Genomic DNA, 24,395 nt, shown 5'->3' with positions numbered 1-24,395 from the left:
CCGGCTCCACATCTTGCGCCATTCCCCGCGCCCGTCTAACCCGCGCCTTTAATGCATGCATCCGATCACAGCCCCGCTGCCGTCCTACCGGGCAGCGCCGCTTTCCCGCACCGGCATCTCACCGGGATCGCGGGACTCCAGCCGCATGAAATCCTGTTCCTGCTCGACGAATCCGAACAATGGGTCGAGGCGAACCGCAGCCGCGCGAAGAGCGACAAGCGCCTCGAAGGTCTGACCCAGATCAACGCCTTCTTCGAGAACAGCACCCGGACGCTCCTCTCGTTCGAGATCGCCGGCAAGCGGCTCGGTGCCGATGTCGTCAACATGCACGCCGCGCAGTCGAGCGTGAAGAAGGGCGAGACGCTGATCGACACCGCGGTCACGCTCAATGCGATGCGCGCCGACGTGATCGTGATCCGCCACGGCAGCTCGGGCGCCGTCGACCTGATCGCGCAGAAGGTCGACTGCCCCGTCCTCAACGCGGGCGACGGCTGGCACGAGCATCCGACGCAAGCCTTGCTCGACGCACTCACCATCCGTCGCCGCCGCGGCAGCATCGCGGGCCAGCGCGTCGTCATCTGCGGCGACATTCTCCACAGCCGGGTCGCCCGTTCGAACATGCTCGCGCTCACGGCACTTGCGGCCGAGGTCCGCGTCGTCGCCCCCTCCACGCTGATGCCCGCGGCGATCGAGCGGATGTATGTCACCCCCTTCACCGATTTCGACGCTGCGCTCGAAGGCGCCGACGTCGTCATGATGCTCCGCGTCCAGAACGAGCGGATGTCGGGCGGCCACATCCCCTCCACTCGCGAATTCCATTTGCGCTACGGCCTCACCCCCGAGCGCCTCGCCCGCGCCAAGCCCGATGCGTTGGTCATGCACCCCGGCCCGATGAACCGCGGCGTGGAAATCGATTCGATCGTAGCCGATCACCCGACTCGCAGCGCGATCACCGAGCAGGTCGAAATGGGCGTCGCCGTCCGCATGGCCTGCCTCGACGTGCTGACGCGACGGTCGCGCGGCGTGGAGGGCTGGGCATGACACACAACCGTCACCCCGGCGAAGGCCGGGGCCCATCTCGGACAGAAGCCAAGCAACACAACAGCCATGGTTCGGGCGGCGCGGGGAGGAGATGGGCCCCCGCTTTCGCGGGGGTGACGACTTTGGGTTGCGAGGCTAGCCGATGACCGTCGCCTTTCTCAACGCCACCCTCATCTGCCCGGTCAACGGCGTCACCTCCGGCAGCCTGCTCGTCGACGGCGATACGATCACGGCCATCGGCACGCCGGAAATCCCGGCCGAAGCCCAGCGTATCGATCTTGCGGGGAAAATCCTCGCCCCCGCCCTCATCGATCTCGGCGTGTTCGCAGTCGATCGCCGCGCCTGCCGCTTCGGCGGCATCGCCCGCGTCGGGCTGATGCCCGATCAGACCCCGGTGCTCGACGATCCGGGCATCATCCGCCGCGCCGCTACCTCGGGCAAACCGGACCTCTGGGTCCATCCGATCGCCGCCGCCACCCGCGCGCTGGAAGGGCAGGATCTCGGCGAAATGGCGATCAACGCCTCGGCCGGCGCGCGCGCCGTCGCCACCGGGCGGCGCTGGATCGCCAGCTCGGGGGTGATGCGCAAGGTGCTGGTCTATGCCCGCGATTGCGACCTCACCGTCATCGCCCATGCCGAGGATAGCGGCCTCACCGCCGGCGCAGTCGCGACCGAAGGCGAGACCGCAACCCGCCTGGGCCTCGCCGCCGCCCCCGCCATCGCCGAAGCCCTCGCCATCGCCCGTGATCTCGCACTGGCCGAGGAAAGCGGCGCGCGCATCCACTTCCGCCAGGTCACCACCGCCGCCGGCTTCGATCTGATCCGCGCCGCCAAGCGCCGCGGCGTCGCGGTCACCTGCGGCATCACCCCCGCGCACTTCCTGCTGTCGGACATTGCGATGAGCGACTTCCGCACCTTCGCGCACCTCTCGCCGCCCCTGCGCGACGAAAGCGATCGCCAGGCCGCGCTCGCGGCGATCAAGGACGGCACGATCGACGTCATCGCCTCGGGCCACGATCCCCGCGGCCCGGAGGCCAAGCGCCTTCCCTTCGCCGATTCGGAACCCGGTATGTCGGGCGCGGAAACCCTGCTCTCGCTTGCGCTGACGCTGGTGCGCGACGAACTGGTCTCGTTCGAGCGCCTGTTCGCTTTGCTCGCGGCAAACCCTGCGAAGATCCTCGGACTGCAAACCGGCACGCTCGAGCCCGGCATGCCCGCCGATCTCGTCGTGGTCGATCCCGGCACCCCCTGGATCGTCGACACCGCCCGCATGGCCGCCCGCGCCGGCAACACCCCGTTCGACGGCCTCCCCGTCCAGGGCAAGGCGCTGCGGCTGTTCAAGGGCGGCGCGGAGGTCGTCTAGAGCATAGACTCATAAAAGCGGACCGGCATGATTCGACCCAATTGCTGTCGTTCGAACTGCGTGCGAGACCAACCCGATGAACGAGCCTACAGCCCCCCCGCTATTAAGCGAGGCTACCGCCTTCCGCGCGATGAAGGTGTTCATCGGAGCGTTCTGGGAACGCGGGGGTCGGGTGTCGGACGACCTAGCGATGCTGCTCGGGAGCTTGGATGTTGACCCTGCCCAGCGATGCGACTGGACCAACGCTGTCGATCGCGCCCTCAAGGATGGCAGCTAGCGACCCAGTAGCGGACACCGCGACAACTGCGGTATGGTGCTCTCCTATGAGAAAGATCACCCCGCGCGATTGGCTGGCTCTCGCTGTTCCTGCGGTAGGAATTTTGGTGCTGGCCGTGACCACCGTCAGGTCAAAGGGCTGGATCGTGGGACTTATCCTCACAGGGACCATGAGTGCCTTTATCGTCGGTTATTGGGTCTATTGCATCCGCAAGTATCCAGACGACACTTGGCGGGCTCGCCTTTGAGCACCCGCGGGCGGCGGCTATCCACCCAGAAGTGAACATTCACCTATCCTTAAGTCTTAGCTCGACGAGGCCGAGCCGCGGATCAGCCTTCTCCTCAGCGGTGAGGTTCATCCACCCCGTGTGTTCGTGCGCCACCGAACCCAGCAACACTGATCCATCGGAGCGATAGACCGCCAAGTCCTCCGGTAGCCTAGGCGCTTGAAAATGGTAGAGGCCCTTGGACTGAGCCAGCAGGTCAAGCAGACCAGCGCCCATTGAGAACTTCCAGAGCGGCACCGTCCCCTTTGCCCCACCACTGCCGGGCCAAGTGGTCACATTGTCGATCCCCAGCAGGTGTGGTTTTGCACCCGTTAGGAACCGCTCCCTCGCCTCTTGCCCCTTCTTGCTGTGCGGGAACTGGTCCACGAGCGAGCAGTAGCTTCCCACTGCGGCGGAGTAGTTCAATAGGGCTTCGAGTGCTAAGCCGCGAGGCTCCGAGGCCACCCAATATTCTCGTAACGACGGCAAAGTTTTCATCAGGACAGTAGGCCACAATAAATGTCCGCTTTCCACCCAATATCGGCCGTTTAGCGCTCGTGCCAATAGCGGTCGCTTATCGTTCACGACCTACGCGACTGTCTTTGCTTTGCCACGGCAACATGACAGAGTTCGCGCATGGTCAAAGCTACTCCCAAAATCGCGCTGGTCCTGGGCGGCGGCAATGCGCTCGGCAGCTATCAGGCCGGCGTCTATCAGGCGCTGCACGAACGCGAACGTGAGCCCGATTGGGTCGTCGGCGTCTCGGCAGGCGCCATCAACGGCGCGCTGATCGCAGGCAATAGCCGGGATGACCGAATCCCGCGGCTCACCGAATTCTGGCAGCCCGGCATGGCGGGCAGCGCCCTGCCCTGGTGGCCTTTCGGCGACGCCCTTCGCCGCAGCGCCGCGGCGATGCTGACGATGGGCGCGGGCCGCCCCGGCGTGTTCGGTCCGGTCGGCCCCCTGGGCTCCTGGTGGAATCCCGATTCGGCGGCGGCAGCGCCCAGCCTGTTCGATTCCAAGCCGCTCGCGGACACATTGGCGCGACTCGTCGACTTCGATCGGCTCAACCGCGCCGAGCCGCGCTTCACCGCCGGCTCGGTCGACCTGGAAACCGGCGAGGAGGTGTTTTTCGACACGTCGCAGGCGGCGCTCACGCCCGATCATGTCCGCGCCAGCGCCTCCCTGTTGCCCACCTTTCCGCCGGTTGAGGTGGAGGGGCGCGCCTTTGTCGATGGCGGCCTCTCGGCCAATCTGCCGCTCGATCCCGTCCTGGGCGAAGTTTCGAAGGCCCCGATGCTCTGCATCGCCGTCGACCTGCTGCCTCTCGACAATCGGCGCCCGCAGACGCTCGGCGAGGGCATCGCCCGCGCGCAGAATCTGATCTTCGCCGCGCAGACCCGCCGGACGATCGAACGCTGGCGCATGGCCTATGCGCATGATCCGGCCTATCGCGTCGCATCGGCGACGCTGGTGAAGCTCACATATTCGGATCAGGAGGCGGAAGTCGCAGGCAAGGCGATGGATTTCTCGCCCGAATCGGTGCGGCAGCGCTGGGACGCCGGCTATCGCGACGCCATCGCCGCGCTGGATCGCATCGCGAGCGGCGAATTCGAAGTGGGACGCCCGGGCCTTACCGTCTTCGAAGGCTAGCGAACCCCCGTCGAATTTAGCGCGACGCCACGCGGGTGTCGCCCTTCGCCCAGCTCGCCACCGCATCGCCGGCCTGCGCCCGCACGAAGCAGTTGCCGCCGCTCGATTTCACCTGACGGCACAGGCTGTCGGCATCGCTGCGTGCGAACCCGCCAACCGACAGGCGATAGAAGCGGCCTGCGCGGTTCGAGACATTCGCGCCCTGCGGCGTGCTGTCGTCGAGCGAGGGGACAAGCCGCGTGTGCCGGCGCCACGCATCGCGCGCGACGGCTGCGTTGGCATAGGCGCCGAGCTGGACATAATAGGTTCCACGAACGGGCTTGGACGAAGCCGCGCGCAGCGGCTTGTCGGCCGCCCGCACAGGCGCCGCAGCAACGCGAACCGGTGCCGCGCGGCGCGAGGCCGGGAGCAGCTGGACGATCTCTTCACGCGGCCCGAACACGATCTGCGCGCCGGTCCCGGCGACCTGCTGCGGTTCGGGAAGCGGCTCGGAAGTCGCCTCCACCGCTGCGGTCGGCTGGGGAGCGGCAACCGTAGAGCCCGGCATATAGGCATCTACCGATTCGGTCTGGGTCGCAGGTGCAACCGCCGCGACCGCCACGCCGGGCTGCTGCGAAAGCGCGAGCGCTACCGGCTGGCCGGCATCTTCGACCGGCACTACGTTGAGCAGCGACGCGACCTGGTCATAGGCGTTGGCGGGACGAGCGAACTTCGCCCATTCCATCACGCGTGCCTGGAGCTGGTCGGGGGCGACGTCCATCGCCGCGATCTCGCTCGCTTCCTTCCAGCGCCCGGCGAGCGCGAGGCTCAGCGCAAGGTTCTGGCGGGTCTTGGCGGTCGCGCTGGGATCGCGCGACGCCGGGGTCAGAATGTCGATCGCCGTCACGGGATCGCCGGCCAATGCGAAGGCCAGTCCGCGATCGCTCGCCGGAATCTGGTCGGCATGCGTCTGCAGCGTGCCGCGCGCGCCGGCCCAGTCGCCCTGGGCGATCTTGGCGAGCGTCAGGTTGAGCGCCACGCGCCCATCCTCGGGATTGAGGGTCAGCGATTCGCTCAGCGCCTGCGTCGCGGAGGCGAAGCGTCCGGCGAGCAGATAGGCCTGGCCCAGCAGCGCGCGATAGTCGGCATTCAGCGGATCGTTGGCCACTGCGGCTTCGGCGTGCTGCACGGCCTTCACGGCATTGCGCTTCGCCAGCGCCTTGCGTGCATTCTTGGCCTCGGACGCCGCCTTCTTGGCGCTCGGGCTTGCCGCGGCGAATGCCGAGACCGAAAAGCCCTGCGTCGCAACGCCGGAGACTGCGAGGCCACCGAACATCAGCGCCGTCAGGCCGAATTTGAGCATGTTGCGGTTCTTCATGGTGCTATCCTTCACCCACGATCCTTGGCCGGGTCGATCTGGCGCGCGAGCGCCTCGACCTCGGCGAGCGATTCCAGAAAGGCGTCGAGCGCCTGAGTCACGAGCATCTGTGCCGAACGGTGCGTCACCGCCGATGCCAGCCGCAGCCGCAAATGACGCTCGGCGTCGAGCCGCAGCGTGAACGCCGCCTTGCTCTTCTTCGCGAGCGGCGCGCTGGCCGGCTTGACGGATTCGACCTTGGCAGGCTCGGGCGTGACGGCAGCTGCCGCCTCAACCTTCGCTATCTGTTCGTCGAGCGCCTCGCGCTGGCGGAGCACCGCAGGCTTGGGCGCCTCCACGGGCATGTCGACCGGCGCCGGCGCCACATAGGGCGCTTCGTCACCCATGTCGTTCCAGCCGAGATCCTCGTGCGCCAACGGCGTCAGCCCGACGAAGCCCTGCGGGCGCATCGCCGGGCGAGCATGGCCCTTGCGGGCAAGCAGGCCGGAGGAGAGCGACGCGGCGGGTTTGGAATTACCGATCATCGCCATGGCTCAGCTCACCACACGGCGGCCGAAGCCGCCCGAGGGACGCACCGCGCCGAAATGTGCGCCGACGGTGGGGGTGGTGAAAACGGTACGGCGGAAATTCTTCTCGAGACGATCGCAGATATAGGACCACAAGGCGACGACTTCGCCCGCCGAGCGGCTCTTGGGATCGACTTCCATCACCGTCCGCCCGTCGATCATCGACGAGGCGAAATCGGTGCGGTGGTGGATCGTGATCGGCGCCACCGTGCCGTGCTGCGACAGCGCGACCGCTGCCTCGGAGGTGATCCGCGCCTTGGGCGTCGCGGCATTGACGACGAAGATCAGGGGCTTGCCGGCGCGATCGCACAGATCGACCGTGGCGCCCACCGCGCGCAAGTCGTGCGGGCTTGGGCGAGTCGGAATGACGATCAGCTCGGCGACCTGGATCACGCTCTGGATCGCCATGGTGATCGCCGGCGGTGTGTCGATCACGGCAAGCTTGAAGCCCTGCTGGCGCAGTATCTCGAGATCCGACGCAAGCCGCGCTACCGTAGTCTGCGCAAAAGCAGGCAGCTCGGTCGAGCGCTCGTTCCACCAGTCGGAAAGTGATCCCTGCGGATCGATATCGATCAGAACGACGGGACCGTGACCGGCCAGCTGTGCCTGCACCGCAAGGTGCCCGGACAGCGTGGTCTTTCCCGAACCACCTTTCTGCGATGCCATCGCCAGAACGCGCATGAACCCCCTCGACTTCGATAAGTGCAGCCTCTCAATTGGCATGAGGGGGGATAAGAAGGAGTTAACGCAGTTCGCGCCCAAGGCTGGGCCGATCGCGCCGGACGTAAGGATATCTTTGCCTTTCGGTGGTTAACTGGCATTTATCCAATGTTGTGGGGCGCGGGAGTTGCCGGGAATGAAGACCGTTTTGTTTGCCGCCGCCGCTGGTGCGCTGCTACTCGTGGCGCCGGCATGCGCACAGGAAGACCCGGTCAAGGCCGGGGTCGATGCCTATGAGCGGGGCGACTATGCCGCCGCGGTCGGCCGCTGGCGGGCCGCCGCCGCACAGGGCAGCGCCGATGCCCAGTTCAATCTCGGCCAGGCCTATAAGCTGGGGCGCGGCGTGCCGGTCGATCTCAAACAGGCCGAGGAATGGTATCGCAAGGCGGCGGTCCAGGGCCATGAGCAGGCGGAGGCCAATTACGGCCTGGCCCTGTTCGAAAATGGCCGGCGCGGCGATGCGGTGCAGTGGCTCCAGCGCGCCGTCGCCCGCGGCGATGCCCGCGCGCAATATATCCTCGGCATCATGCTGTTCAACGCCGATGCGGTGCAGAAGGATTGGGTCCGCGCCTACGCGCTGATGGTCCGCTCGTCGCAGTCGGGCCTCGATGCCGCGTCGAAGGCATTGGCGCAGATGGACCAGTTCATCCCACTGACCGATCGCCAGCAGGGGCTCAGCCTTGCCCGCAAATATGAAGCCGAATTCAATCGCGGCGGCATGCCGGTGCCGCCGGTGAATATCGTCGCCAACGAACGCACGGCGCCACCCATCGCTGCCGCACGCCCCGTCCCGCTTCCCAGAAGCGCACCGTCCAGCGCTCCCACCCGGCCTTCTCCCCCCGCGGCCGCTGCCCCCGTGCGCGACGGGGGCTGGCGCGTCCAGCTCGGCGCGTTCGGAGAACCTGGCAACGCACGCAAACTCTGGGGCCAGCTCGGCGGACGCTTTCCCGGCCGCCAGCCTTATTATGTGAAGAGCGGAAACCTCACGCGCTTGCTCGTCGGCCCGTACGGCTCGCGTGCAGAAGCGGCCGGTGCCTGCGGCAACGTGAAGCCTTGCGTGCCCACCCGCTGACTTAATTCGATCCGTCCGCGCAACAAATTCCGCACTGCAGCGTTGCGGCGGGATGATCAAAGTCACCATCGCCGCAGCCCTTGCGTCCAGCGCGCTGCTCACCAGCCTCCCGGCGCTCGCCCAGACCGCCGACGAGGATCGGGCGCGGGCGGAGCCGCGCAGCAGCGAAACCCGCGAGCCGCGCCGGATCCGGCTTGGCGCGGGCGCGCAGCTCACCCCCAGTTTCCCCGGCGCGAAGGACGTGAAGCTGCGCCCGTTCTGGGAGGTCTCGACAGCGCGCGGCGACGAACCCTTCGCATTCGAAGCGCCCGATGAGAGTTTCGGTCTCTCGTTGATTCGCAGCAACGGCTTCGAGGTCGGCCCCGCGATCAACATCGAGGGCAGCCGCCGCGTCGAAGAAACCGGCCCCGGCATCGACGAGGTCGGCTCGACGATCGAGGTCGGCGGCTTCGTCCAATATACGCTCGCGGACTCCGTCCGCATCCGTGCCGAGGCGCGCAAGGGTATCGGCGGGCATCGCGGCATCGTCGGCAATGTCGGGCTCGATTATGTGCTGCGCGACGGCGATCGCTATCTCTTCTCGATCGGGCCGCGCGTCTCTTATGGCGACGGTACCTATCAGCGCGCCTATTTCGGCCTTTCCCCGCGCGAGGCGGCAGCCAGCGGCCTTCCCGCCTATCGCCCCTCGAGCGGCATCAACGCCGTCGGTGCGGCAGCGGGCTTCATCTACCAGTTGAACGATCGCTGGGGCATTTTCAGCTATGCCAAATATGATCGTCTGGTCGACGACGCCGGTCGCTCGCCGATCGTCCGCCGCATCGGTTCGCGCGATCAGTTCTCCGGCGGGCTGGCGCTGACCTACAGCTTCACCACCACCGCATTCTAGGCTGCGACGTCAGTTGAGGTCCTGCCGGCGAAACACCGCGAACACCAGGCCCGCAAGACCGACGATCCAAGCCGCGAGCATGAGGAAAGAGCTCGTCTGCGAATAAGCGATGACGCCGTCTGCCAACCGTATCTGAAGCCCGACGCCCTCGTGCAGCCACCTGCCGAAATTCTCGAGATGATAGCCCGGTAGCAACCGATACAATGCGGACGGCCATTCGACGCCATAGGCGCTCAACAGCACGACGATCTTGCCGAAAAGCTGGTCGACGGTGATCAGCACCAGCGAGAGGATGAACGCCGCAAGCGTCGATCGCGTCAGCACCGCCGTCAGGCTGGCATAAGCGGCGGTCAGCAGCAGCGGCGCAATCCCCTCCACCAGCAGCGAGAAATGCCCGTCGAACAGCGCTCCGGCGGTGACCCCGGCCGGGATCGCCTGCCCCAGCATCGCCGACTTCACGACTTGCAGCACCAGCGCGATCGCCGCCGCCGCCCCCCAGGCGCAATAAAGGAGCCCCAGCACCGCCGCATATTTGGCCGCAATCAGCTTCCAGCGCGCCTGGTGCGGCACGATCAGCTTCCACGTGTTCCAGCCATATTCGCCCGCAAAGGCCAGCGCGACATAGGCGGCAACCAGATAGCGGCCGAAGCCGACCGCCGGCACGTACCAGACCATCGCCGTCTCGCCGATCCAGTCCGCCGCGTCGATCGGCCCGCCCGGTGCACCGCCCAGCCGCGCGGCCAGCGCCGCGAGCAGGAGCAGCAGCATCCCGATCGGATAGAGCCACACGAGCATCCAGGTGCCGCGATGCGGCAGCAGCTTGGTCCATTCCGCCGAGATCGCGCTACGCATCGCCGGTCTCCGTCTGGGTGATCGCAAGAAAGGCTTCTTCCAGCGTCCGCCGTTGCGGCGCCAGGCTGAAGACCTCGATCCGCGCGGCCACCAGCCGGCGCAGGATTTCGGGCGCATCGGCCTGCGCGGCGGTCACGCGCAACGCGGTCCCCGCAATCTCGCACGGCCAGTCCGCCGACAGCACCGCCCGCGCCGTCTCGAGCGGTGTCGCCACGATCCGCAGCGTCGCTTCCTCCTGCAGCAGCTCGTCCACCGTCGATTCGCGGATCAGCACCCCGCGGTCGATGATCGCCACCCGGTCGCACAACTGCTGGACCTCGTTGAGCAGATGGCTGGAGAGGAACACCGTCTTGCCACGCTCCTCGGCCAGCGAACGGATCAGCGCCCGCATCTCCTGGATGCCCGCGGCGTCCAGCCCGTTGGCGGGCTCGTCCAGGATCACCAGATCGGGATCGTTGAGCAGCGCCGCCGCGACCCCCAGCCGCTGCCGCATGCCGGTCGAATAGCCCTTCACCTTGCGCCGCGCATCGCGCTCGAGCCCCACCTGCGCGAGCAAGGGCTCGATCCGGCCGCGATCCGAACCCTGGGTCTTCGCCAGCACCTCAAGATTCCGGCGCCCCGAGAGAAACGGATAGAATGCCCCGCCGTCCACCAGCGAACCCACCTTGCCCAGCGGCTGACCATGCCGAAGGTCACGCCCGAACAAGCGGATGGCCCCCGAGGAGGGCGTGATCAGCCCCAGCAGCATCCGGATCGTCGTGCTCTTCCCCGCGCCATTCGCGCCCAGAAAGCCATAGACCTCGCCCGCCCCGACGGTCAGCGACACATCCTGCACCGCCCGCACCCCGGCGCGGCCGCCATAGGTCTTGGACAGGCCCGCAATCTCCAGGACCGGCTCGTCGCCGCGCATTCGCTCCATCGGTGCCACTCCCCCGCGACCGTCAGTGATTTACTTTACTGAAGCACCTGCCCGGCTCGCGCAATCCCTGTGCAGCTCGATCCAAGGTCCGCTGTCCCGGATCACCGCGGTAACTTGATGTAAGTCAATTTTGCCTAGACTTAGAGGGTGGGCAAAGACCGTCGCTTATCCGTCCCGGGGGGGAAATGATCGGACGATCGCAACGAGAGGCGGTGTTCACCGGAACGTTGTTCACGCTGCTGATCGCTTATACCGGGCTGACGCTCTGGCTCAGCGAAGTGGGGATGAGCGATTACCTGACGCTGCTCGCCACCTACCTCTGCCTGATAGCCCCCGTGTGGATTCTCGTTGCGCTGATCGCGCTTGCTTTGCTGTTCCACCGAAGGAACTCGCACGCTGAAAGGACGTCACTTCGAGCGTTGGTATTGATAGAGATCGAACTGCGACGGCAGCGAGACGGGTTCCTGTCGTTCCTCAGCCCGCCGCTGATCTTCGCGCTGCTGCTCGCCACCTTCAACCTGTTCAAACAACGTGTCCTGCCACAGGCGGGCTTCGGACTCGACCCGGCGCTGGCCGGGTTGGACCGGATGCTGTTCGCCGGGATCGATCCGTGGCGGATCACCCACGCCGTCCTGCCGTCGCCCTGGATAACGTTCGTGCTCGACTCCCTTTATCATGGCTGGTTTCTTCCGATGTCGGTGGGGGTCATGCTCTGCAGTTTCCTTCCGGCGACGGCCGACGCGCTGCGCTATCGCTATCTCATCAGCTTTTTCGCTGTCTGGATCCTGCTCGGTTCCGGTCTGGCGGCATTGCTGCCGGCGGCCGGGCCCTGCTTCCAGCCGACGGCGATCGGGCTCGCGCCGGGGTTCGAACCGCTGTTTGCGCGGCTCCAGGGGCAACAGAACTGGATTTCGAGCGAATGGCCGATGGCCGGCCTGTCCGCGTTGGAGTTCCAGCATGGCCTGTTGGAGCTTCACGACAGCCGTGGCGCGCTTGCGATCGGGGGTGGGATCTCGGCCATGCCATCCTTGCACAATGCGCTTGCGGCGCTTTTTGCGATGGCGGCATTCCAAATCGATCGCCGCGCCGGTTGGGTCATGACGATCTATGCCGCGCTAATCTGGATCGGCTCGATTCATCTTGGTTGGCATTATGCCGTCGACGGGCCGGTCGCAGTCGCCGCCACCGCGGCAATCTGGTGGGCCTCCGGACGCGTCGTCACGGCGCTGATCGCAGACGGGTCCGAGCGAGCGGAGATGGCCCACTGTTGAAAGCGAAAGGCTGTTGGCCGGCAGCGTTGCGTGCGCGGGTACGCCGGCCAGCCGCTCAATGCGTCACCCACTCCGCGCGCGCGATGCCCTGCGCATAGAGCAACGCGGTCAGGTCGCCATGGTCCACCCGAGCACCGGCCGCCGCGGCGACGATCGGCTTGGCGCGATAGGCGACCCCCAGCCCGGCACGGCGGATCATCGCCAGGTCGTTGGCGCCGTCGCCCACCGCCAGCGTCTCGCGCAGCTCCAGCCCGCGCTCGGCCGCAGCCCCCACCAACGTCGTCTCCTTGGTCGCACTGTCGACGATCGGCTTCTCGACCATGCCGTTAAGCCGCGCGTCGGCGATCACGAGCCGGTTCGCGATCACCCGCTCGAAACCGATCTCGGCCCCCACCGGATCGGCAAAGCGGGTGAAGCCGCCCGAGACCAGGATCGTCAGCGCCCCCCGCGCGCGCATCGTCCGCACCAGCGTCGCAGCCCCCGGCGACAGCCGTACCCGCTCGGCCAGGCAACGGTCGATCGCGCTTTCCTCGAGCCCCGCCAGCAGCGCGACCCGCGCATCGAGCGCCGCGGCGAAATCGAGTTCGCCGCGCATCGCCTGCTCCGTCACCGCGGCGATCTGATCCTTGATGCCCGCATAATCGGCCAGTTCGTCGATGCACTCGACGGTGATCATCGTCGAATCCATGTCGGCGATGAGCAGCTTCTTTTCCCGGCCCTGGTCGGGCTGGACGAAGATGTCGACAGCGGGAAATGCGCCCTCCAGCGCTTCCCGCGCCGCCTCGGGCTGCAAGGCGAACGGCAAATCGGCGGCCATGCCCTCTTCCAGCCAGCGCCACGACTCAGGCGCGCAATCGACGCCGGCGAGCCGGTCGGCGGCTTCGGAAAGCTGCCCCGCGGTCAGCCCTTCTGCTACAAGCGTCGCGATGAACATGCCTACCCCTGATCTCCCAACGGTGGCGCTCATCGCAGGGCCGACCGCGAGCGGCAAGTCCGCACTCGCGCTGGCGCTCGCCGAGAGGCACGAGGGCACGATCATCAATGCCGATTCGATGCAGGTCTATGCCGATCTGCGCATCCTCACCGCGCGCCCGAGCCCCGAGGAAGAGACTCGCGCGCCGCACCGCCTGTTCGGCCATATCGACGGCGCCGACCCCTACTCCGCCGCGCGCTGGGCCGCCGAAGCCCGCGCCGCCATCGCCGAGGCACATGCGCAGCATCGCCTGCCGATCCTGGTCGGCGGCACCGGCATGTATCTGCGCACCTTGCTCGACGGCATCGCCCCCGTCCCGGAGATCGACCCGCAGGTCCGCAAGACGGTCCGCACCCTCCCCCTCGCCGAAGCCTATGCCGAACTGTCGCGCACCGATCCCGAGGCGGCCGCCCGCCTCAACCCCGCCGACTCCACTCGCGTCGCCCGCGCGCTCGAAGTCGTCCGCTCGACCGGCCAGCCGATGGCCTATTGGCAGACCCGCCGCGTCGGCGGCATCGCCGAGGCGATCCGGCTCGTGCCGCTGATCCTCCTCCCCGATCGCGATTGGCTCGGCGCCCGCATCGATCGCCGCTTCGCCGAGATGGTCGAGCAGGCGCGCCCGGAGGCGAATGCGCTGCTCGCCCGCACCGACATTCCCCCCGACGCCCCCATCCTCCGCGCGATCGGCGTGCCCGAAATGCGCGCCCTGCTCGCAGGCGAAATCGACGCAGCGCTGGCGATCGAAGCCGGTGCGCTCGCCACCCGTCAATATGCCAAGCGCCAGGCAACTTGGTTCCGGCGCCAGCCTCCGGCCGAATGGCCGCGCGAAATACAGACAGAAACAAACGTTTTGAACGAGTATTTTGAAACTAAGTTACGTGTATAGCTATTGACACGTATTATTCGTGCGAGTAGCAGCGCGGCTCCAGCGGTGCTATGGCGCGTCGCGACATGGAGGCTGAAGTGACCGAGAAGAGCGGAGCAGACATACTGATCGAGGCGCTGACCGACCTCGGCGTGGAGGTCGTGTTCGGCTATCCCGGCGGCGCGGTGCTCCCCATATACGATGCGATCTTCAAGCAGAACCGCATCAAGCACATCCTCGTGCGCCACGAACAGGCCGCGACGCATGCCGCGGAGGGCTATGCCCGCTCGACCGGCAAGCCCGGCGTCGTCCTCGTGACCAGCGGCCCCGGCGCGACCAATGCCGTCACCGGCATCACCGATGCGCTGATGGATTCGATCCCGATGGTCGTCATCACCGGCCAGGTGCCGACGGCGCTGATCGGCACCGATGCCTTCCAGGAGGCCGACACGGTCGGCATCACCCGCCACTGCACCAAGCATAATTACCTCGTGAAGGACCCCGCCAAGCTCGGCGCGACGATCCATGAGGCGTTCCATATCGCCACCTCGGGCCGCCCCGGCCCGGTGGTCGTGGATATCCCCAAGGATGTCCAGGTCGCCACCGCGCGCTACGCGGCGCCCGGGCCGATCCAGCACAAGACCTATCGTCCGCAGACCGAGCCCGACGCGGCGAAGATCCAGGAAGCGGTCGACATGCTCGCCGCGGCCGAGCGTCCGATCTTCTATACCGGCGGCGGCATCATCAATTCGGGGCCCGAGGCCTCGCGGCTGCTGCGCGAACTCGTCGAGCTCACCGGCGCCCCTGTCACCTCGACGCTGATGGGCCTCGGCGCCCTGCCCGCTTCTTCGGACAAATGGCTCGGCATGCTCGGCATGCACGGCACCTACGAAGCCAATTGGGCGATGAACAAGGCCGATCTGATCATCGCACTGGGCGCGCGCTTCGACGATCGCGTCACCGGCCGGCTCGATGCCTTCGCGCCGCATGCGCGCAAAGTGCATGTCGATATCGATCGCTCGAGCGTGAACAAGAACGTCCGCGTCGATTTGGCCGTAATCGCCGATGTCGGCATCGCGCTCCAGCAGATGGTCGATAGCTGGAAGGCACGTCAGCACCCGAAACCAGACCTGTCCGAATGGTGGCGCCGGATCGAAGGCTGGCGCCAGACTCGCTGCCTCGATTTCGAGGACCGGCAGGACATGATCATGCCGCAGCGCGCGATCCGCGCGCTGTGGGAGGCGACGCATGCCCGCGCGCCGATCATCACCACCGAGGTCGGCCAACACCAGATGTGGGCCGCGCAGCATTTCGATTTCGAGGAGCCGAACAAGTGGCTCACCTCCGGCGGCCTAGGCACGATGGGCTACGGCCTGCCCGCCGCGATCGGCGCGCAGCTCGGGAACCCGGACGCGCTGGTGATCGACATCGCCGGCGAAGCCTCGATCCAGATGAACATCCAGGAACTGGCCACGGCGACGCAATATCGCCTGCCGGTCAAGATCTTCATCCTCAACAACGAATATATGGGCATGGTCCGCCAGTGGCAGGAGCTGACCTATTCGAGCCGCTATTCAGAGAGTTACAGCGATGCGCTGCCAGACTTTGTGAAGTTGGGCGAAGCCTATGGCTGGAAGGGCATCCGCATCGATCAGCGCGGCGATCTGGAGGACGGCATCCAGGCGATGCTCGACCATGACGGCCCGGTGATCGTCGACTGCCGCGTCGCCAAGCTCACCAATTGCTTCCCGATGATTCCGAGCGGAGCGGCCCATACCGAAATGATGCTCCAGTCCGCCGAAGTCTCCGGCGAAATGGACGACGAAGCCAAGGCGTTGGTGTGATGGGCTGTCATTTTTATCCTCCCCGGCACGGGGAGGGGGACCAGCCGAAGGCTGGTGGAGGGGGCTCTCCACCAGCGACGCCAATCGAGGCACGCCCCCTCCACCACCGCTTCGCGGCGGTCCCCCTCCCCGTCCCGGGGAGGATCTGAGAAGAGCCATGCACATCAAGGAAGAAACCCGCGAGCGGCACACGCTCGCCGTGATCGTCGACAACGAGCCGGGCATCCTCGCCCGGATCGCTGGCCTGTTCACCGCCCGCGGCTATAATATCGAGAGTCTGACGGTGAGCGAGATCACCGACGACAATGCGATCAGCCGCATCACCATCGTGACCTCGGCATCGGCCGAGGTGATGGAACAGATTACCGCGCAGCTGGAACGGCTGGTGCCGGTCCACCGCGTCACCGATCTCACCACCTTCGGGCCGCATGTCGAACGCGAGCTTGCGCTGGTCAAGGTCGCCGGCATCGGCGATCATCGGATCGAAGCGATGCGGCTTGCCGAAGTATATCGCGCCCGCGTCGTCGATGCGACGATCTCGAGCTTCATCTTCGAGGTCACCGGCGGGCCGGAAAAGCTCGACAAGTTCGTCGAACTGATGCGCGAAGTCGGCCTGGTCGAAGTCGCGCGCACCGGCATCGTCGCCATTTCACGGGGCCGGGAAGCCGCCTAAAAAACGCCACCGTCACCCCGGCGAAGGCCGGGGTCCAGAGTCACGGGCGATGTCCTGCTTGGCTCTGGATCCCGGCCTTCGCCGGGATGACGATCAGAAAGGGAAGAAGAATAATCATGCGTGTCTATTACGATCGCGACGCCGATCTCAACCTGATCACCGACAAGAAGATCGCCATCCTCGGCTATGGCAGCCAGGGCCATGCCCACGCCCAGAACCTCCGCGATTCCGGCGTTAAGGACGTCGCGATCGCGCTCCGTGAGGGCTCGGCCACCGCCAAGAAGGCGATCGACGCCGGCTTCGCGGTCAAGTCGAACAAGGAAGCCGCCGCCTGGGCCGACATCCTCATGATCCTCGCCCCCGACGAGCATCAGGCCGCAATCTATGCCGACGATCTCCACGCGAACCTGAAGCCCGGCGCGACGATCGCCTTCGCCCACGGCCTCAACGTCCATTTCGGCCTGATCGAGCCGCGCGCCGATATCGACGTGATCATGATCGCGCCCAAGGGCCCCGGCCACACCGTGCGCAGCGAATATGTCCGCGGCGGCGGCGTCCCCTGCCTGATCGCGATCCACCAGGACGTTTCCGGCAACGCGCACGACATCGGCCTGGCCTATGCGTCGGGCGTCGGCGGCGGCCGTTCCGGCATCATCGAGACCAATTTCCGCGAGGAATGCGAGACCGATCTCTTCGGCGAGCAGGCCGTGCTCTGCGGCGGCATCACCCACCTGATCCAGGCGGGCTTCGAAACGCTGGTCGAGGCCGGTTACGCCCCCGAAATGGCCTATTTCGAGTGCCTCCACGAGACCAAGCTGATCGTCGACCTGCTCTATGAGGGCGGCATCGCCAACATGCGCTATTCGATCTCGAACACCGCTGAATATGGCGACATCAAGACCGGCCCGCGCATCATCACGGACGAGACCAAGGCCGAGATGAAGCGCGTCCTGGCGGACATCCAGTCGGGCCGCTTCGTCAAGGATTTCGTCCTCGACAACCGCGCCGGCCAGCCCGAGCTCAAGGCCTCGCGCAAGACCGCGGCCGCGCATCCGATCGAGCAGGTCGGCACCGAGTTGCGCGCAATGATGCCCTGGATCGGCGCGAACAAGCTGGTCGACAAGGCAAAGAACTGATCTCCCGCCGCCGCCTTGGATCCCCGGGGCGGCGGCGCGGAAACCTTGCGTTTCGCACTGATCGTTTGACGCGGCCCGTCCGCGGCGCGACATCGGACCTTCGTAACAGGAGGATCCGCATGCGCATTCAGACCATCGCCTTTGCCGCCATATTGGCAGTCGCCACCCCCGTCATCGCGAACCAGGCTGCGCAGGTCCCTGGCGCCAAGGATGCGTCGAGGGTCACCGCCGGCACCTATGCGGTCGATCCCGGCCATACGCTGATCGGCTGGCGAGTCAGCCATTTCGGCTTCAACGATTATTTCGGCATCTTCGGCGAAGCCACCGGCACGTTGACGCTCGACCCGAAGAATCCCGGCGCCTCGCGCGTCGAGATCACCATCCCCGTGTCCAAGGTCACGACCGCCAGCGCCGGGCTGACCAAGCATCTCCTCAAGCCCGCCGAGGCCGGCAAGAAGCCCGATTTCTTCGGCGCGAACCCCGCCGACGCCCGCTTCGTATCGAAGCGCGTGACGGCCACGGGCGAGCGGGCGGCGATCGTCGGTGATCTGACGCTGAACGGCGTGACCCGCGAAGTCACGCTCGACGCGATGTTCAGCGGCGCCGGCGCGAATCCCTATTCCAAGAAGGAAACCGTCGGCTTCGAAGCGACCGCGAAGATCAAGCGCAGCGATTTCGGCGTCGCCTTCGCGATCCCCGCCGTGTCCGACGAAGTCGAGCTCGACATCACCGTCGCCTTCGAAAAGCAGTAAGCCACCTACCGGAAACGAAAGCGGCCGGGGATCACTCCCCGGCCGCTTTCTTTTTTCTGCTCGCTCAGAAGCCGAAGCGCAGCCGTGCGCCATAGAAGCGCGGCGTACCCGGATAGGCGGCGAAGTTGCCGGTCTGCTCGGGCACGGCAAAGCCGGTTACGTGAAAATATTGGTTGGTCGCATTCTCGACGAAGAATTCGCCGCGAATCTTGCCGTCGTCCGTCTGCAGGCCGATGCTGCCGTTCAGCAGCGCATATCCCGGATTGAACAGCACCGTCCGCCCCGTCGCCGGATCGGGATTGCTCGAGGGGATGTTGACTTCGCTGTTGTAGCGCATGTCGACATGGACCAGTCCGCGAATGCCGTTCGAGATCGTCGGCGTCCAGGTTCCGGCGATGGTGACGGTATGTTCGGGCTGGTTGTTGACCTGCTGGCCCTGCTGCCCCGCCAGCGGCGTTCCGGCGAAGGCGTTGCTCTGGTCATATTTCGCGCTGATGTAGCTGTAGCCGAGCTGGAAGGTCAGGTCGCGATGCGGCCGGATCGTCGATTCGAGTTCCGCGCCCTTGCTCACCGTCTTTGGCACGTTCTGGACGACGAAATTGTTGCCCGAGAAGACCAGCGACTGGAAGTTGTAGAACTTCTGGTAGAACAGGGCGACGTTGAAGGTGAATGCCCGCGACGGGCTGGCCTTCAGGCCAAGCTCGAACGCATCCACCGTTTCTGCACCGAAGTACAGATCCGAAGCCTGCGCGCCATTGCCCGGGCGCCCTGTCGCCGGATTCGCGATCAGCGCAGAATCGAACGTCGCCTGGTCGAGATTATAGCCGCCCGACTTGTAGCCATGATCGTAGCTGCCATAGGCCAGCAGCTTGCTCGAAAGCTTCAGCGCCAGCTTCGCGGTTCCGGTGATCTCGTTGTCGCTGAAGCTGTCGGTATAATTGCCGTTGAACTCTGAACTGACCGCGGGATTGCAGCTCAGCAGGAACAGGTTGCGATAGAGTTCCGAGCTCGCGCCGCTGATCAGCGCGCGATAGGTGGCGGCGCGCGGATCCGCGCTCGAGAAGAAGGCGCAGGCCGGCGTATTGTTGTTGATCGACGCCGTCAGCTTCTTCGACTCATGGTTCCATCGCGCACCAAGGGTCACCGAAACCATGTCGGAGACGTTGATGATATTGTGCGTGAAAAGCGCGATCGCGTCGGTCTTCACGTGGAAGACGTCGTCATTGTTGCCGACGCCTGCCGGATTGCCGGTGAGCGGCGAGTTCAGATAGCTGAACAATGCCGATCCCGGCGGCGCGATGTTGAGCAGCCGAACGGGAGGCAGGCCCGGCCCGGGAGGTGCCGCCACGATGGGGTTCTGCGCTAGCAGCACCTGCCCGAAGAGCGGCGCCGTATTCCCCAGCGTGCCGAAGAATTGCGCACCGGTGGGCAGCGCCGCCGAGCGCGTTGCCCCGTTCAGCACGGCGTCGACGTAGCGATTGGCATCGTTGCCGAAGCGGACCACGTCCTTGAGATCGTTGCGCTCGTTGAGATAGAAGCCGCCGATCAGCCAGTCGAGCTTGCCGCCCAAGGCCGAGCCCTGGAAACGAAGTTCCTGGGTGAAATCGCGGATCCGGGTGCGATAGCCGTCGCGATAGGCGCGATCGATTCCAGAGAAATCGATGTCCTGGTTGCGGGTCGCTTTCCAGTCGCGATAGGCGGTGATCGAGGTCATCTTCACGTCGCCGATGTCCCAGTTCAGCTCGCCGGAGATGCCCCAGTCCTTGACGCGTTCCGCATAGTCGCGGTTCGGCGAAATCGCCTGGCGACGCTCCAGCGGCACGGCACTGAAGTTCAGCGGATTCTGGACGAGAACGTTCTGCGAGTTGAGCAACGGGAAGTTGCGGGTCGTTCCGGGCGTGAAATAGAGCCCGTCGAGGCGCTGCGCCCCCGCAACGGCTTCGACCGCCTGCGCCGTCGCGCCGCGCACCGCGGAGATCGCGCCGCAGCACTGCTCATCGGTCTCGGAATAGTCGCCGATCAGGCGGAAGGTCACGTCGCCGCTGTCGATCAGCGCCTGTCCGCGGACATTCCAGCGATTGATATCGTTGATCGAGCGATCGCTGTTCACGTCTTCGATATAGCCGTCGCGCTTGCGATACCCCGCATCGACGCGCAGTGCGACCGAACGGCTGATCGGCCCGGTAATCGCGCCGCGGACGCCATAGGCGTTATAATTGCCGTAGGTTCCTTCGATATAGCCCTGGGTCTCGAACTGGGGCTGCGCGGTGAAGATGCTGAGCGCACCTGCGGAGGTGTTGCGGCCGAACAGCGTGCCCTGCGGGCCGCGCAGAACTTCGATCCGCTCGAGCTCGGGAAGCTCGGAGATCGCGACGCCGGCACGCGAACGGAACACCCCGTCGATGAACACGCCGACGGCGGGCTCGAAGCCGGGATTGTCGCCGCCGGTGGTGATGCCGCGAAGGTAGATTGTCGTGCCCGTCGCCGAGGACTGGCCGGTCGAGCTCTGCAGCGACGGCGCCAGTTGCTCGAGATCGCGGACATTGTCGACGCCGGCATTCTGGAGCAGTTCGGCACCGATCGCAGTGATCGCGATGGGCACTTGCTGCACGGTCTCGTTGCGGCGGGTGGCGGTGACGACGATGTCGTTGGCCGACTGATAATCCTCGTCGGCCGGTGCCGCCTCCGCAGCCGGGGTCGCATCCTGGGCGAACGCAGGCGCCGCAAGGAACAGTGACACTGCCGTCGCGGCTAGCAAATCGAGCTTCTTCATGGATCGGATCCCCTCCTGCGTGTCGCGCCGGTTGTTCCGGTCGCGGCGTTGCTTTTATTACGGGTGCAACTAACGCTGCATTTTTGTGGCCGTCAACGGTTTGAGGCGCGGAACTCCGCGGTTTCTTGCCCTTTTTCCCGGTGCGGTACAGACGGGCAACAGTGCGGCGGCAGGCAAAGCCAGCTTGCCGTAGCGTAAAGTTTGTTTCGAGTGGGAAGGACGGGCGGATGGCCGAAATCTACGACGGAGCGGAGGATGGCGACATCGTCGCCCCCCCGGCAAAATTGCCCGTCCCAGCCGACGTCGCCGAGGCGATCCGCACGCTGATCCGCTGGTCGGGCGACGATCCCGCGCGCGAAGGCCTGCTCGACACCCCCGAACGCGTCGCCCGCGCGTGGAAGGAATATTGCCAGGGCTATGCCGAGAACCCGGCGCATCATCTGTCGCGCGTGTTCGACGAGGTCGGCGGCTATGACGAGATTGTCCTGCTCAAGGATATCCCCTTCCAGTCGCATTGCGAGCACCATATGGCGCCGATCATCGGCAAGGCCTCGATCGCCTATCTGCCCAAGGACCATGTCGTCGGCATCTCGAAGCTCGCACGCGTGCTCCACGCCTTCGCCCGTCGCCTCCAGGTCCAGGAGCGGCTCACCGCGCAGGTTGCCGACTGCATCTGGGATCATCTCAAACCGCTCGGCGTCGCGGTGGTGATCGAGGCGAGCCATGCCTGCATGACCGCGCGGGGCGTGCGCACCCCCGGCGTCGGCATGGTCACCAGCCGGATGATGGGCGTATTCCGCGACGACGAGCGCAGCCGCCGCGAGGTTCTGGCGCTGATGGGCTATTGATGCGCGTCCTGGTGACCGGCGCCGCCCGGCGGATCGGCGCGGGCATCGCCCGCCGCCTGGCGCTGCGCGGCCACGACGTCGCGATCCATCACCATAATGCCGCCGACGAGGCGCAGGCGCTCGCCGCCGCGATCGGCGCGGCGGGCGGACGCGTCTGCGTCGTCGCAGGCGAGCTTGCCGATCCCGCCACCGCCCCTGCCCTGATCGCCGCCACGCGCGCGGGGTTGGGCGGTCCGATCACTGGCTTGGTCAACAACGCCTCCCAATTCGCGTTCGACGCGCTGCCGCTCACCGATTTCGCGCTGCTCGACCAGCATATGCGCGTGAACCTCGGCGCGCCGGTAGCGCTCGCCTCGGCGCTGGCGATGCAGAACGATCTCGAAGAAGGCGCGGTGGTCAATCTGCTCGACCAGAAGGTCGACAATCTCAACCCGGATTTCTTCACCTACACCTGCAGCAAGGCAGCCCTCGCCGCCGCCACCCAGATGATGGCGCAGGCGCTCGCCCCCCGCATCCGCGTGAACGCCGTCTCGCCGGGCCTCACCCTCCCCAGCCTCGATCAGAGCGAGGAGGAATTTTCCCGCCATTCCCGTGAAAACCTCCTCCAGCGCCCGGTCGCGCTCGACGATATCGCCGCGACGGTCGAGCATCTGCTCACGGCGCGCAGCATCACCGGGCAGAACATCTTCGTCGATTGCGGCCAGCGTTTCCTGCCCCGCGACGGCGACGTGATGTTCGAAGGCCGCGAGCGTCCCGATGCCTGATTATAGCATCCTCCTCGAAGGCCTCGAAGTCACGATGGGCCTCGGCATCCACGAACGGGAGCGCGCCGCGCCGCAGCGCGTGACGATCGGCGTCGCGATGACCTGCCGCTATCCCGAGCGTCCCGAGGACCGCATCGACGCGGTGGTCGATTACGACTTTCTGCGCGAGGAGATCCTTGCCTTCGCCGCCTCGCGCCATTTCGAGCTGCAGGAAAGCCTGTGCGATCGTATCGCCGCGCTTGCCCTGCGCGACCCGCGCGTCGTGAAGGTCCGGGTCCGCTCGACCAAGCTCGACATCTATCCCGACGCGACGATCGGCTGCGAGATCGTCCGCACGCGCGACTGACCCACCCTTTGCCCAAGGACACGATCATGGCCGAACCGCTCACCGGACTGGAACTGCGCTCGACGATCACCAACGATGCGCGGCTGCTCCTCGCACTCGAGCCCGTCACCCTCGATCCGCCCGGCGCGGACGAGGTCATCGTCCAGGTCGAGGCGACCCCGATCAATCCTTCCGACCTCGGTCTGCTGCTTGGACCGGCGGACAGGACGACGCTGGAGGCGGGCGGCACCGCCGATCGTCCCACCCTCACCGCCGCGGTCCCGCAGGCGCGGATGGGCGCGATGAAGCCGCGGCTCGATCAGTCCATGCCGGTGGGCAACGAAGGCGCGGGCACCGTCGTCCAGGCGGGCGCCAACGCCCAGGCATTGCTCGGCAAGCGCGTCGGGATGATCGGCGGCGGCATGTATGCCCAGTATCGCAAGCTTTCCGCCCGCGACTGTATCCCCCTCCCCGAGGGCGCGACCGCGGCGGACGGCGCCTCGATGTTCGTAAATCCGCTCACCGCTCTGGCCTTTGTCGAGACGATGCGCAGCGAAGGCCACACGGCGCTGGTCCACACCGCCGCCGCCTCCAACCTCGGCCAGATGCTCAACCGCATCTGCATCAAGGACGGCGTGCCGCTGGTGAATATCGTTCGCAGCGATGCCCAGGCCGCGATCCTGCGCGAGATCGGCGCGGAATATATCATCGACAGCAGCCGCCCGGATTTCCGCACGACGCTCACCGACGCCATCGCAGAGACCGGCGCGACGATCGCCTTCGACGCGATTGGCGGCGGCAAGCTGGCCAACGCAATCCTTCACGCGATGGAAGCCGCCGCCAGCCGCAACGCCACCGCCTATAGCCGCTACGGCTCGTCCACGTTCAAGCAGGTCTATATCTACGGCATGCTCGATACCGGCCCGACCGAACTCGATCGCGGCTATGGCTTCGCCTGGGCCGTCGGCGGCTTCCTGCTCACGCCCTTCCTGATGAAGGCCGGCGCGGAAGTCGGCGCCCGGATGCGCGCACGGGTCGCGGCGGAGCTGACCACGACCTTCGCCAGCAACTATACCCAGACGATCTCGCTCGCCGACGCACTCAAGCCCGAAATCGTCGCGGCCTATGCGAAGATGGCGACCGGCGAGAAATATCTGATCGACCCGAGCCGCTGATTATCTTAGCCCCTCCCCTTCAGGG

At 66.1% G+C, this 24,395-nt stretch carries 24 protein-coding genes; 16 read left to right on the top strand and 8 right to left on the bottom strand.

Translation table 11 applies throughout. From position 1 onward, the window contains the following. The first annotated feature begins 51 nt into the window (after nucleotides 1-51). The 3 genes from OKW87_RS00855 to OKW87_RS00845 all read left to right on the top strand — a co-directional run bounded on the left by OKW87_RS00855 (nucleotide 52) and on the right by OKW87_RS00845 (nucleotide 2,928). Nucleotides 52-1,041, top strand: coding sequence for an aspartate carbamoyltransferase catalytic subunit (locus tag OKW87_RS00855; RefSeq protein ID WP_265541505.1), 990 nt, complete (start codon nucleotides 52-54; stop codon nucleotides 1,039-1,041). A 142-nt stretch (nucleotides 1,042-1,183) separates the two neighbouring features. Continuing rightward, the gene (locus OKW87_RS00850) at nucleotides 1,184-2,404 is read left to right on the top strand and encodes a dihydroorotase (RefSeq protein WP_265541504.1); all 1,221 of its coding nucleotides are present in this window, start codon (nucleotides 1,184-1,186) and stop codon (nucleotides 2,402-2,404) included. Between the two features lie 323 nt (nucleotides 2,405-2,727). Further along, nucleotides 2,728-2,928, top strand: a complete 201-nt coding sequence (locus OKW87_RS00845) for a hypothetical protein (protein WP_265541503.1) — start codon at nucleotides 2,728-2,730, stop codon at nucleotides 2,926-2,928. Between the two features lie 39 nt (nucleotides 2,929-2,967). On the opposite strand, the gene OKW87_RS00840 is transcribed toward OKW87_RS00845, so the two are convergent. Continuing rightward, nucleotides 2,968-3,372: a hypothetical protein gene (locus OKW87_RS00840; protein ID WP_265541502.1), complete on the bottom strand. Its 405-nt coding sequence runs from the start codon at nucleotides 3,370-3,372 to the stop codon at nucleotides 2,968-2,970. Between the two features lie 210 nt (nucleotides 3,373-3,582). Between OKW87_RS00840 and OKW87_RS00835 the strand changes: the two genes are divergently transcribed. After that, nucleotides 3,583-4,599: a patatin-like phospholipase family protein gene (locus tag OKW87_RS00835; RefSeq protein WP_265541501.1), complete on the top strand. Its 1,017-nt coding sequence runs from the start codon at nucleotides 3,583-3,585 to the stop codon at nucleotides 4,597-4,599. A 16-nt stretch (nucleotides 4,600-4,615) separates the two neighbouring features. Here the strand turns inward: OKW87_RS00835 and OKW87_RS00830 are convergent, their stop codons facing one another. From OKW87_RS00830 to OKW87_RS00820, 3 genes are read right to left on the bottom strand one after another with little or no spacing between them, the layout of a single operon-like run. After that, the gene (locus OKW87_RS00830; RefSeq protein WP_265541500.1) at nucleotides 4,616-5,956 is read right to left on the bottom strand and encodes an SPOR domain-containing protein; all 1,341 of its coding nucleotides are present in this window, start codon (nucleotides 5,954-5,956) and stop codon (nucleotides 4,616-4,618) included. An 11-nt stretch (nucleotides 5,957-5,967) separates the two neighbouring features. Continuing rightward, nucleotides 5,968-6,477: a hypothetical protein gene (locus OKW87_RS00825; RefSeq protein ID WP_265544184.1), complete on the bottom strand. Its 510-nt coding sequence runs from the start codon at nucleotides 6,475-6,477 to the stop codon at nucleotides 5,968-5,970. 12 nt (nucleotides 6,478-6,489) lie between these two features. Beyond that, the gene (locus OKW87_RS00820; RefSeq protein WP_265541499.1) at nucleotides 6,490-7,203 is read right to left on the bottom strand and encodes a ParA family protein; all 714 of its coding nucleotides are present in this window, start codon (nucleotides 7,201-7,203) and stop codon (nucleotides 6,490-6,492) included. Between the two features lie 175 nt (nucleotides 7,204-7,378). On the opposite strand from OKW87_RS00820, the gene OKW87_RS00815 reads away from it, so the two are divergent. Together OKW87_RS00815 and OKW87_RS00810 are read left to right on the top strand one after the other, a co-directional pair. Next, a complete protein-coding gene (locus tag OKW87_RS00815) occupies nucleotides 7,379-8,314 on the top strand; it encodes an SPOR domain-containing protein (protein ID WP_265541498.1) in 936 nt (311 codons plus the stop codon). A 52-nt stretch (nucleotides 8,315-8,366) separates the two neighbouring features. Continuing rightward, nucleotides 8,367-9,200, top strand: coding sequence for a MipA/OmpV family protein (locus OKW87_RS00810; protein WP_265541497.1), 834 nt, complete (start codon nucleotides 8,367-8,369; stop codon nucleotides 9,198-9,200). A gap of 9 nt (nucleotides 9,201-9,209) precedes the next feature. On the opposite strand, the gene OKW87_RS00805 is transcribed toward OKW87_RS00810, so the two are convergent. Together OKW87_RS00805 and OKW87_RS00800 are read right to left on the bottom strand one after the other, a co-directional pair. Further along, entirely contained in the window at nucleotides 9,210-10,052 is an 843-nt protein-coding gene (locus tag OKW87_RS00805) for a hypothetical protein (RefSeq protein ID WP_265541496.1), read from the bottom strand. Then, on the bottom strand, nucleotides 10,045-10,971 hold the full coding sequence (locus OKW87_RS00800) for an ABC transporter ATP-binding protein (RefSeq protein WP_265541495.1): 927 nt from the start codon (nucleotides 10,969-10,971) through the stop codon (nucleotides 10,045-10,047). The genes OKW87_RS00805 and OKW87_RS00800 overlap by 8 nt, the downstream gene beginning before the upstream one ends. Nucleotides 10,972-11,156: 185 nt before the next feature. On the opposite strand from OKW87_RS00800, the gene OKW87_RS00795 reads away from it, so the two are divergent. Beyond that, nucleotides 11,157-12,242 carry a phosphatase PAP2 family protein gene (locus tag OKW87_RS00795; protein ID WP_265541494.1) on the top strand — a complete coding sequence of 362 codons (1,086 nt, stop codon included), beginning with the start codon at nucleotides 11,157-11,159 and terminating at the stop codon, nucleotides 12,240-12,242. A 55-nt stretch (nucleotides 12,243-12,297) separates the two neighbouring features. Here the strand turns inward: OKW87_RS00795 and serB are convergent, their stop codons facing one another. Next, a complete protein-coding gene (serB, locus tag OKW87_RS00790; protein ID WP_265541493.1) occupies nucleotides 12,298-13,176 on the bottom strand; it encodes a phosphoserine phosphatase SerB in 879 nt (292 codons plus the stop codon). Between serB and miaA the strand changes: the two genes are divergently transcribed. The 5 genes from miaA to OKW87_RS00765 all read left to right on the top strand — a co-directional run bounded on the left by miaA (nucleotide 13,169) and on the right by OKW87_RS00765 (nucleotide 18,485). Continuing rightward, on the top strand, nucleotides 13,169-14,101 hold the full coding sequence (miaA, locus tag OKW87_RS00785; protein WP_265541492.1) for a tRNA (adenosine(37)-N6)-dimethylallyltransferase MiaA: 933 nt from the start codon (nucleotides 13,169-13,171) through the stop codon (nucleotides 14,099-14,101). The two genes, serB and miaA, sit on opposite strands and share 8 nt — an antisense overlap. Before the next feature lie 65 nt (nucleotides 14,102-14,166). After that, a complete protein-coding gene (locus tag OKW87_RS00780; protein WP_265544182.1) occupies nucleotides 14,167-15,924 on the top strand; it encodes an acetolactate synthase 3 large subunit in 1,758 nt (585 codons plus the stop codon). Between the two features lie 157 nt (nucleotides 15,925-16,081). Further along, nucleotides 16,082-16,597: an acetolactate synthase small subunit gene (gene ilvN / locus OKW87_RS00775; protein ID WP_265541491.1), complete on the top strand. Its 516-nt coding sequence runs from the start codon at nucleotides 16,082-16,084 to the stop codon at nucleotides 16,595-16,597. A 116-nt stretch (nucleotides 16,598-16,713) separates the two neighbouring features. Beyond that, on the top strand, nucleotides 16,714-17,733 hold the full coding sequence (ilvC, locus tag OKW87_RS00770; RefSeq protein WP_265541490.1) for a ketol-acid reductoisomerase: 1,020 nt from the start codon (nucleotides 16,714-16,716) through the stop codon (nucleotides 17,731-17,733). 119 nt (nucleotides 17,734-17,852) lie between these two features. Continuing rightward, entirely contained in the window at nucleotides 17,853-18,485 is a 633-nt protein-coding gene (locus OKW87_RS00765; RefSeq protein WP_265541489.1) for a YceI family protein, read from the top strand. A gap of 64 nt (nucleotides 18,486-18,549) precedes the next feature. On the opposite strand, the gene OKW87_RS00760 is transcribed toward OKW87_RS00765, so the two are convergent. Continuing rightward, nucleotides 18,550-21,258: a TonB-dependent receptor gene (locus OKW87_RS00760; protein WP_265541488.1), complete on the bottom strand. Its 2,709-nt coding sequence runs from the start codon at nucleotides 21,256-21,258 to the stop codon at nucleotides 18,550-18,552. Between the two features lie 227 nt (nucleotides 21,259-21,485). Here OKW87_RS00760 and folE point away from each other — a divergent pair, with 227 nt between their 5' ends. Genes folE through OKW87_RS00740 form a run of 4 tightly spaced genes read left to right on the top strand, consistent with a single transcriptional unit; the run spans nucleotide 21,486 to nucleotide 24,370 of the window. Further along, complete coding sequence (folE, locus tag OKW87_RS00755; RefSeq protein ID WP_265541487.1) at nucleotides 21,486-22,106, top strand: GTP cyclohydrolase I FolE; 621 nt, start codon at nucleotides 21,486-21,488, stop codon at nucleotides 22,104-22,106. After that, a complete protein-coding gene (locus OKW87_RS00750) occupies nucleotides 22,106-22,870 on the top strand; it encodes an SDR family oxidoreductase (protein WP_265541486.1) in 765 nt (254 codons plus the stop codon). Before folE ends, OKW87_RS00750 begins: the two co-directional genes overlap by 1 nt. Continuing rightward, nucleotides 22,863-23,216 (top strand): dihydroneopterin aldolase, encoded by a 354-nt coding sequence (locus OKW87_RS00745; protein ID WP_265541485.1) that lies wholly within the window; start codon nucleotides 22,863-22,865, stop codon nucleotides 23,214-23,216. Before OKW87_RS00750 ends, OKW87_RS00745 begins: the two co-directional genes overlap by 8 nt. Before the next feature lie 26 nt (nucleotides 23,217-23,242). After that, complete coding sequence (locus tag OKW87_RS00740; protein ID WP_265541484.1) at nucleotides 23,243-24,370, top strand: zinc-binding dehydrogenase; 1,128 nt, start codon at nucleotides 23,243-23,245, stop codon at nucleotides 24,368-24,370. Nucleotides 24,371-24,395: the final 25 nt, after the last annotated feature.

Source organism: Sphingomonas sp. M1-B02 (assembly GCF_026167525.1).
GTDB lineage: Bacteria > Pseudomonadota > Alphaproteobacteria > Sphingomonadales > Sphingomonadaceae > Sphingomonas.
Note: the sequence above shows the minus strand (reverse complement) of the source record. Positions and strands in the feature narration are given on the sequence as shown.

Excerpts from the sequence above, each read along its gene's own strand:
- OKW87_RS00820 (WP_265541499.1), bottom strand. The coding sequence starts at position 7,203 with ATGCGCGTTCTGGCGATGGCATCGCAGAAAGGTGGTTCGGGAAAGACC.
- OKW87_RS00760 (WP_265541488.1), bottom strand. The coding sequence starts at position 21,258 with ATGAAGAAGCTCGATTTGCTAGCCGCGACGGCAGTGTCACTGTTCCTT.
- OKW87_RS00805 (WP_265541496.1), bottom strand. The coding sequence starts at position 10,052 with ATGCGTAGCGCGATCTCGGCGGAATGGACCAAGCTGCTGCCGCATCGC.
- OKW87_RS00855 (WP_265541505.1), top strand. The coding sequence starts at position 52 with ATGCATGCATCCGATCACAGCCCCGCTGCCGTCCTACCGGGCAGCGCC.
- OKW87_RS00800 (WP_265541495.1), bottom strand. The coding sequence starts at position 10,971 with ATGGAGCGAATGCGCGGCGACGAGCCGGTCCTGGAGATTGCGGGCCTG.
- ilvN (WP_265541491.1), top strand. The coding sequence starts at position 16,082 with ATGCACATCAAGGAAGAAACCCGCGAGCGGCACACGCTCGCCGTGATC.
- OKW87_RS00765 (WP_265541489.1), top strand. The coding sequence starts at position 17,853 with ATGCGCATTCAGACCATCGCCTTTGCCGCCATATTGGCAGTCGCCACC.
- ilvC (WP_265541490.1), top strand. The coding sequence starts at position 16,714 with ATGCGTGTCTATTACGATCGCGACGCCGATCTCAACCTGATCACCGAC.
- OKW87_RS00750 (WP_265541486.1), top strand. The coding sequence starts at position 22,106 with ATGCGCGTCCTGGTGACCGGCGCCGCCCGGCGGATCGGCGCGGGCATC.
- OKW87_RS00795 (WP_265541494.1), top strand. The coding sequence starts at position 11,157 with ATGATCGGACGATCGCAACGAGAGGCGGTGTTCACCGGAACGTTGTTC.
- folE (WP_265541487.1), top strand. The coding sequence starts at position 21,486 with ATGGCCGAAATCTACGACGGAGCGGAGGATGGCGACATCGTCGCCCCC.
- OKW87_RS00850 (WP_265541504.1), top strand. The coding sequence starts at position 1,184 with ATGACCGTCGCCTTTCTCAACGCCACCCTCATCTGCCCGGTCAACGGC.
- miaA (WP_265541492.1), top strand. The coding sequence starts at position 13,169 with ATGAACATGCCTACCCCTGATCTCCCAACGGTGGCGCTCATCGCAGGG.
- OKW87_RS00780 (WP_265544182.1), top strand. The coding sequence starts at position 14,167 with ATGGAGGCTGAAGTGACCGAGAAGAGCGGAGCAGACATACTGATCGAG.
- OKW87_RS00835 (WP_265541501.1), top strand. The coding sequence starts at position 3,583 with ATGGTCAAAGCTACTCCCAAAATCGCGCTGGTCCTGGGCGGCGGCAAT.
- OKW87_RS00810 (WP_265541497.1), top strand. The coding sequence starts at position 8,367 with ATGATCAAAGTCACCATCGCCGCAGCCCTTGCGTCCAGCGCGCTGCTC.
- serB (WP_265541493.1), bottom strand. The coding sequence starts at position 13,176 with ATGTTCATCGCGACGCTTGTAGCAGAAGGGCTGACCGCGGGGCAGCTT.
- OKW87_RS00815 (WP_265541498.1), top strand. The coding sequence starts at position 7,379 with ATGAAGACCGTTTTGTTTGCCGCCGCCGCTGGTGCGCTGCTACTCGTG.
- OKW87_RS00745 (WP_265541485.1), top strand. The coding sequence starts at position 22,863 with ATGCCTGATTATAGCATCCTCCTCGAAGGCCTCGAAGTCACGATGGGC.
- OKW87_RS00830 (WP_265541500.1), bottom strand. The coding sequence starts at position 5,956 with ATGAAGAACCGCAACATGCTCAAATTCGGCCTGACGGCGCTGATGTTC.
- OKW87_RS00845 (WP_265541503.1), top strand. The coding sequence starts at position 2,728 with ATGAGAAAGATCACCCCGCGCGATTGGCTGGCTCTCGCTGTTCCTGCG.
- OKW87_RS00740 (WP_265541484.1), top strand. The coding sequence starts at position 23,243 with ATGGCCGAACCGCTCACCGGACTGGAACTGCGCTCGACGATCACCAAC.